The following is a 6,659-nucleotide window of genomic DNA, read 5'->3' as shown; positions in this document are numbered from 1 at the left end:
AGCGCTAACTTTGCCCACTTCAGTTGCTCTTCTGGGCTAATACTAGTTGACGGCTGGCTAGCTGATTCCGCAGCAGCCTGATCGGGTGCCTTAGCTGGCTGTTGTTCTGGTTGGGTGCTAGGTTCAGAATCACTGTGTTTCCTATTGAACCAATTGAATGCCATGATTGCTACCTAGTTGGCTGCGATTTTGTTATGATCAACGACTCGGCGAAGCACACCGTTAATGAATCGATGTCCGTTATCGCCACTATAGCGTTTTGCCAATTCTACCGCTTCATTAATAGCAATCTGTGGCGGCGTTTGTAAGAACATAATTTCAGCAACGGCAATGCGTAACATGTCGCGATCGATCCTAGCTAATCGGCTCACTTGCCAGTCCACCATAGATTGATTTAATAAGTTATCGATCGTATCGCGATGCTGGTGCACCTGGGTCAAGATCTGCAATCCATAGTCCAAGACATCGGGCTGGTGGGCTAACTGGATAAACTCCGGCAGATCAACCGCACCCCCTAACCGATTGATAGCTGTCTGAGCAAGTTCGATTGCTTCTCTAACCATCGCTGTTGCCGACCGCAAGTTAGCCAAGCTCTCCTTTGGAGGATTATCCGCTACTTGCCGATCGCTATCAGTTAGACGATCAGACGCTCGTATTAAGTCTGCTGCTGCGGTTTCCAACACATCTCGAACTTCTGTGCTCAGCGCTCGCACGGCTGCCAGCAATAAACTGTACAGGTCTTGCTCTTGCAGGCGTTCTGGCTTAGTGGGCAATTGGCTAATCCCCAACAGGGCAAGTTCACGGGCAATTCGACGGGCTTGCATAGTTTTCCAGACGTTAGAACAGCGGGGAGTGCCAAGCAATAGTCAATCAGTGATTAGGTTCAGGTTTGAAGGACTCATCGGGCTGAGGCGATGCCCCAGACGGCAAAATTAGATTGTTGTTGACGATGCCCCCAGACACGATTAGCTTAAATGCATCTTCAATGGAAATGCTTAGATCGACTAGTTCAGACTCAGCTATCAAAGCATACCAGCCCGTTGTCGGATTAGGCGTAGTAGGGATAAACACACTAACCATTGGGTCAGGTAGATGTGGATGGATCCCAGCTCCCAAGGTACCCGTTACAAATGCCAGCGTCCAGATGCCCCGGCGGGGATATTCCACCAACACAACCCGACGAAATCGGTTGTTGGAATCTCGCAACAGTGTCTCTAGCAATTGCTTCAGAGTTTTATAGATAGAGCCTGCCAAGGGAATAGCTTGCAACACCTGCTCACTCACATCTAGCAACCAACGGCCACCAATATTACGAGCCATTAACCCAATCAACAAAATTAGCAGGAGCGGCACCGCTAGACCCACTAACAGATTCAGCAATGTTGCCACGATCGGATTCAACCCGCTAAACGGATTGAGTTGCTTGGGCACCTGCGTTAACAAATCAATTACCCAAGTAGCAATGGTCACTGTCAGCCAGATAGTGGTCGCTAGCGGGATTACCACTAATAATCCTGCAATCAGGTCATTCTTCAAATCCTGCTTAAACCGCTCAAACACTGACAAGTTCCTACCTCCTGGTTACGTAGCAACCAACTGCCTGACAATCTCAACTTAATGACGTTATTGACAACAAGTTTATTCTGTAAAGAATTGTATCAGCTTAGAATAGCTGGTGAATGTCTCCATCTCAATTGTTTTGTAGCGTAGGCTATAAACTTATGCGCATTAGCGATCGCATTACAATTCTTACGAGTTCCTTGAACAGGCTGCCTCAGCTATTACAAGTCAAAGATTTCAGTAGATCCTGCTGAATGTTTGGTCATCCTGGTATGGGTAAAGTACCATGATAGACTGCGAAGTAAATCTACATTGTCAAATTCTTCTGGAGGCTAATTTTGGCGCGATTTATTCTAAAAGTTCTCTGGCTAGAGGAAAATGTTGCCTTGGCAGTAGATCAGGTTGTTGGCAAGGGAACCAGTCCGTTAACCCATTATTTTTTCTGGCCTCGGGATGATGCCTGGGAACAGTTGAAAACTGAGCTAGAGGCAAAGCACTGGATTACTGAGCGCGAACGGGTGGATTTGCTTAACCAGGCTACAGCCGTGATTAACTATTGGCAGGAAGAAGGACGGAACCGTCCCTTGGCAGAAGCGCAAGCAAAATTTCCTGATGTTGCCTTCACGGGCAGCTCGTGATGCAATTACTGCTAGTTTTTGGGAGCCGATGGCCTTTAGCTATCATCTCAAAAGCTAGCTAACCCTAAAGGCTTCAGACTTCTAGGATTTCAATTCTGGAAATGTATAGACAACCACACCTGTGTCAGGGTCGTTGTCAATGCCGATATAGCCACTCCGCAACATGGCCTGTAGTGTATCCTCTACAACTTTGAAGTCTGCACCTGTAGCTAACACTGCTTGAGTAACTGACAACCTGCCATTCATCTCAGCAGCCGCTCGCACTAGTTCAATACGAAGTCGCTCTGGAGTGAGTTTGCTGGGTGGATTGGTAGATTCTCTCTGTTGGCCCACAGCAGTAGGTTGCGATTCAGGAAAGAGGTTGCCACCAGCAGCAAAGCCAAGCTTCAGCCGATGGCGAAAGTTGCTGTCTTCTACCATGCCTGGAATGAGGAACAAATCAATAAAGTTGCCTAGATAGCAACACCCAAAGGTGAATAGCCATAGCAAGCCAGTACCAATTTTGCCCATGTACAGACGGTGTAAGCCGCTGGCTCCAAAAAAACACATTGCCCAAAGAATGTAGGCGATACCTACGTTGTAGGGAGCAGGTAAATTTGAGTTGCGAGGGTTGGTACTCATAGCTAAGGTTGCGTCCTAGACTTTGAAAGGATCATACCGTCAAAACAATTACCAGTTTGATGGCAGGTTAGCTTGCGTGGCTTTCTAACACTACAGTCAGACTAGGCAAAACTCCTGGCGTTGGTCATGGCACAGTACGATTTCTACTTTAACCGTACTGATTGGGTTACTGGCGATCACATTACAATTTTTGCACTATGACACTTACTACTCACCAGCCTGATTACTGGGAACAACGCTATCAAGAGGGCACAACCCACTGGGATTTGGGAGAGGCTGCTCCGCCTCTGCGGGAATGGTTGCTCACCAATCCTGAGCTACCAAGAGGGCCAACGATCGTCCTAGGCTCTGGACGCGGATATGATGCGGTGCTATTTGCGCAGCATGGCTTTGATGTGGTAGCTGTGGATTTTGCTCCATCGGCGATCGCGGCCACTCAGGCCTTGGCGGCTGCTAATCAAGTGTCTGTGCAACTTCTCCAGCGCAATATCTTTGACCTCGTACCAGAATTCACAAGCTGTTTTGACTACGTGGTGGAACATACTTGCTTTTGTGCAATCGATCCCTCACAGCGTCACCAGTATGTAGATTTGGTGCGATCGCTGTTGCGTGCCGGTGGCTACCTATTGGGATTGTTTTTCACCCACGATCGTCCTGGTGGCCCTCCCTTTGGTTCTACCCCAGAAGAACTACGGCAATACTTTACCCCCAGTTTTGAGATTTTGTCCTTGGATCCAGCACACAACTCGGTACCCAGTCGCCAAGGTGAGGAGCACTTGGGCTGGTTCCGCAAGCGGTAGAGATATGCAAAGGTCGCCGATTTACGCGGGGAATGGAGCAGCAATAGCAAATCTAAAGAGCAAATCTAAAGCTGCGGATCTAAAGTCCAAGAAGGATCCGCAACTCAGGCATACATCATAATGCGGATGGCGAGACTCGAACTCGCAAGGCAAAGCCACACGCCCCTCAAACGTGCGCGTATACCAATTCCGCCACATCCGCAGGTCAAGGTACAAACAAGGAGTTTAATGGGAAGCGATCAGAGCGATCCCAATTCATTTTAAGCTGAGAATTGACTTAGCGTGACTCCGAACCTTTAGGATAACCTAATATCTTCTGTTTAAGAAACCCAACGTTCTGGCTGATGAAGTTTTCTAAGATTCTGATTGCTAACCGAGGCGAGATTGCACTACGGATCCTGCGCACCTGTGAGGAAATGGGGATCGCTACTGTAGCCGTGCATTCTACCGTCGATCGCCATGCTCTCCACGTTCAGCTTGCTGATGAAGCAGTATGTATCGGTGATCCACCTAGCAGTAAGAGCTATCTCAATATTCCCAACATCATTGCAGCCGCACTGACCCGGAATGCTAGTGCCATTCATCCTGGCTATGGTTTTTTGGCAGAAAATGCTCGGTTTGCAGAAATTTGTGCCGACCACCAGATTGTCTTTGTGGGGCCATCTCCGGAGTCAATTCGGGCTATGGGCGACAAGTCTACGGCCAAAGCGACAGTCAAGCGGGTACAGGTGCCTACAATTCCAGGCAGCGATGGCCTAGTTACCGATGAGCAGGAAGCGATCGCTATTGCTGAGACGATCGGCTTTCCCTTGATGATTAAGGCAACAGCAGGGGGTGGCGGTCGAGGAATGCGCCTGGTGCGTGAACCGGATGAACTGGTGAAATCATTTTTAGCGGCACAGGCTGAGGCTGAGGCTGCCTTTGGTAATCCAGGGCTTTATGTGGAGCGGTTTGTGGAGCGTCCTCGCCACATTGAGTTTCAAATTTTGGCAGACAGCTATGGCAATGTCGTGCATCTAGGAGAACGGGATTGCTCGATTCAGCGACGACATCAAAAATTGTTGGAGGAGTCACCTAGTCCAGCCCTGTCTCCAGCGCTACGGGCAGCAATGGGAGCTGCTGCGGTGCGAGTGGCAAAGTCTATTAACTATGTGGGAGCTGGGACGATCGAGTTCCTGCTAGATCAACAGGGCAACTTCTACTTTATGGAGATGAATACTCGGATCCAAGTGGAACATCCAGTTACGGAGATGGTAACTGGTCTGGATCTGATTGCGGAGCAAATTCGCATTGCTCAGGGGGAAAAACTTAGCTTTACTCAAGACGACATCCAACTGCGAGGACATGCGATCGAATGTCGCATCAATGCCGAAGACCCCGACCACAACTTTCGCCCCCATCCTGGACGCATTAGCGGCTATCTTCCTCCCGGTGGTAACGGTGTGCGCATGGACTCCCACGTCTATACCGACTACGAGATTCCGCCCTATTACGATTCGCTAATCGGCAAGTTAATTGTGTGGGGGCACGATCGTCCTGCTGCCATTCGCCGAATGCAACGGGCACTACGAGAGTTTGCCATTACAGGACTACCCACGACGATTAGCTTTCATCAGCGGATTTTGGAATCACCAGAGTTTTGGGATGGTAACGTCTACACCAACTTTGTTGAGCAGTTTATGCGATCGACCAGTCATCGGTAACGGTAATTATCCCAACGGCAGAAAAGCTCTACAGTGGACATGACCGGCATTTGCTCAGCCCTTGTAGAGTTGTAGAGAGCAGTGACTAGGGGTTTTCGGAAAAACCCTAATGTTCATTAGGTCTTATCTAACCGAGTTGTGGTGTACGATGACGCTGGACTAATTGAGAGAGCCTTTTTAAGAATCCTTATCTGCGGTTTTTGTTAAAAATCCCTATCTGCGGTTTTTTGAACTCTTTCGTTACCCGCACCCTTCACAACATAGAGGATAAGATATGTCCCGCGCTGAGTTTCTGCCTTGGTTCCTATCAACTGTTCAGAGAAGCCTTGCTCCGATCGCTACTGCTGGTGTAGCCATAGCAGTTTGCTTACCGGCCACTGCCGCTTCCCTCATTCCTGTTGATGTAGAGCTGTCCTTGCTGATCGATGTGTCCGGTAGTGTCAACACGCGGGAATATGCCTTGCAGATGGGCGGCTACCAACGGGCGTTCACCAACCTTGCTCCCCAGTTTGCCATGGGTAAGTTCGGTAACGTGGCTATTAACGCCATCCTGTGGTCAGGTGCGAGCCAGCAAAAAGAGGTTGTACCTTGGACGCTGGTCAACGATCAAACCAGTGCATTGTTGTTTGCTAGTCAAATTGGTTCAGTTAACAGACCGTTTGCGGGCAGTACAGCTCCGGGGTCTGCCATCAATTATGCAGTGCCCCTATTCTCCAGTAATGCCTACGAGGGTGCCCGCTGGGTGATTGACGTATCGGGTGATGGTGCTCAGAACAGTGGTACTTCTACAGTAGTAGCCAGGGATAATGCCCTAGCTGCGGGGGTAGACACAATCAATGGGTTGCCTATCTTAGGTGAGTTTGGTTTGCAGTCTTGGTATGAACGAAACATCATAGGGGGTACGAATGCCTTTGTGTTGCCTGCCAATGGGTTTGAGGATTTTGGGCGGGCGATCGAGCAAAAGCTAGTTCTGGAACTGAGTCGTCCTGAGAAGCCTGGGCTAGACAACCCCGGAGCCATCCCTGAGCCGACGACGATAGTAGGTATGGTGCTAGCTGGTGGTGGACTAGTGATGCTGAAGCGGCGCAAGCAGAACAGTTAGTCAATAGACGTGATCATTGATGACGGCTGGGCGTGATTAGTTATCTTGGAGGAGGAAGCCCGTGTTTCCAGCATCCCTGGATACAATCAGGAGCAATACCCTAGGAGCACAGATAGGCCGCCAGTCACTCAGCCCGCAGATGTTCCTGTTCAGCCCGTTCTTGAGCAGTCGGCACCCATTCCCCAGCCGCATCATACCAGCGCAACCACAGCCCTAACCCTAACTGCAATTCCTC

General features: G+C 49.5%; 7 protein-coding genes and 1 tRNA gene. 4 read left to right on the top strand and 4 right to left on the bottom strand.

What is annotated here, in order from left to right; all coding sequences use genetic code 11:
• Nucleotides 1-173: 173 nt before the first annotated feature.
• Together nusB and NZ772_11120 are read right to left on the bottom strand one after the other, a co-directional pair.
• Nucleotides 174-824: a transcription antitermination factor NusB gene (nusB, locus tag NZ772_11125; GenBank protein MCS6814099.1), complete on the bottom strand. Its 651-nt coding sequence runs from the start codon at nucleotides 822-824 to the stop codon at nucleotides 174-176.
• A 46-nt stretch (nucleotides 825-870) separates the two neighbouring features.
• Nucleotides 871-1,560 (bottom strand): DUF502 domain-containing protein, encoded by a 690-nt coding sequence (locus tag NZ772_11120; GenBank protein MCS6814098.1) that lies wholly within the window; start codon nucleotides 1,558-1,560, stop codon nucleotides 871-873.
• A 338-nt stretch (nucleotides 1,561-1,898) separates the two neighbouring features.
• Between NZ772_11120 and NZ772_11115 the strand changes: the two genes are divergently transcribed.
• A complete protein-coding gene (locus NZ772_11115) occupies nucleotides 1,899-2,198 on the top strand; it encodes a 30S ribosomal protein PSRP-3 (GenBank protein MCS6814097.1) in 300 nt (99 codons plus the stop codon).
• 81 nt (nucleotides 2,199-2,279) lie between these two features.
• Here NZ772_11115 and NZ772_11110 read toward each other — a convergent pair whose 3' ends face one another.
• Entirely contained in the window at nucleotides 2,280-2,819 is a 540-nt protein-coding gene (locus NZ772_11110) for a TM2 domain-containing protein (protein MCS6814096.1), read from the bottom strand.
• Nucleotides 2,820-3,016: 197 nt separating this feature from the next.
• Between NZ772_11110 and NZ772_11105 the strand changes: the two genes are divergently transcribed.
• A complete protein-coding gene (locus NZ772_11105) occupies nucleotides 3,017-3,619 on the top strand; it encodes a TPMT family class I SAM-dependent methyltransferase (GenBank protein MCS6814095.1) in 603 nt (200 codons plus the stop codon).
• A 121-nt stretch (nucleotides 3,620-3,740) separates the two neighbouring features.
• Here NZ772_11105 and NZ772_11100 read toward each other — a convergent pair.
• Nucleotides 3,741-3,821 (bottom strand) — tRNA-Leu (locus tag NZ772_11100).
• A gap of 142 nt (nucleotides 3,822-3,963) precedes the next feature.
• Between NZ772_11100 and accC the strand changes: the two genes are divergently transcribed.
• Together accC and NZ772_11090 are read left to right on the top strand one after the other, a co-directional pair.
• Nucleotides 3,964-5,322, top strand: a complete 1,359-nt coding sequence (gene accC / locus NZ772_11095) for an acetyl-CoA carboxylase biotin carboxylase subunit (GenBank protein MCS6814094.1) — start codon at nucleotides 3,964-3,966, stop codon at nucleotides 5,320-5,322.
• Nucleotides 5,323-5,596: 274 nt separating this feature from the next.
• A complete protein-coding gene (locus tag NZ772_11090) occupies nucleotides 5,597-6,424 on the top strand; it encodes a DUF1194 domain-containing protein (protein ID MCS6814093.1) in 828 nt (275 codons plus the stop codon).
• Nucleotides 6,425-6,659 lie beyond the last annotated feature (235 nt).

The organism is Cyanobacteriota bacterium (genome assembly GCA_025054735.1).
Classification (GTDB): domain Bacteria; phylum Cyanobacteriota; class Cyanobacteriia; order SKYG9; family SKYG9; genus SKYG9.
The sequence above is the reverse complement of the archived record's forward strand: the minus strand, read 5'-3'. Positions and strand labels throughout refer to the sequence as shown.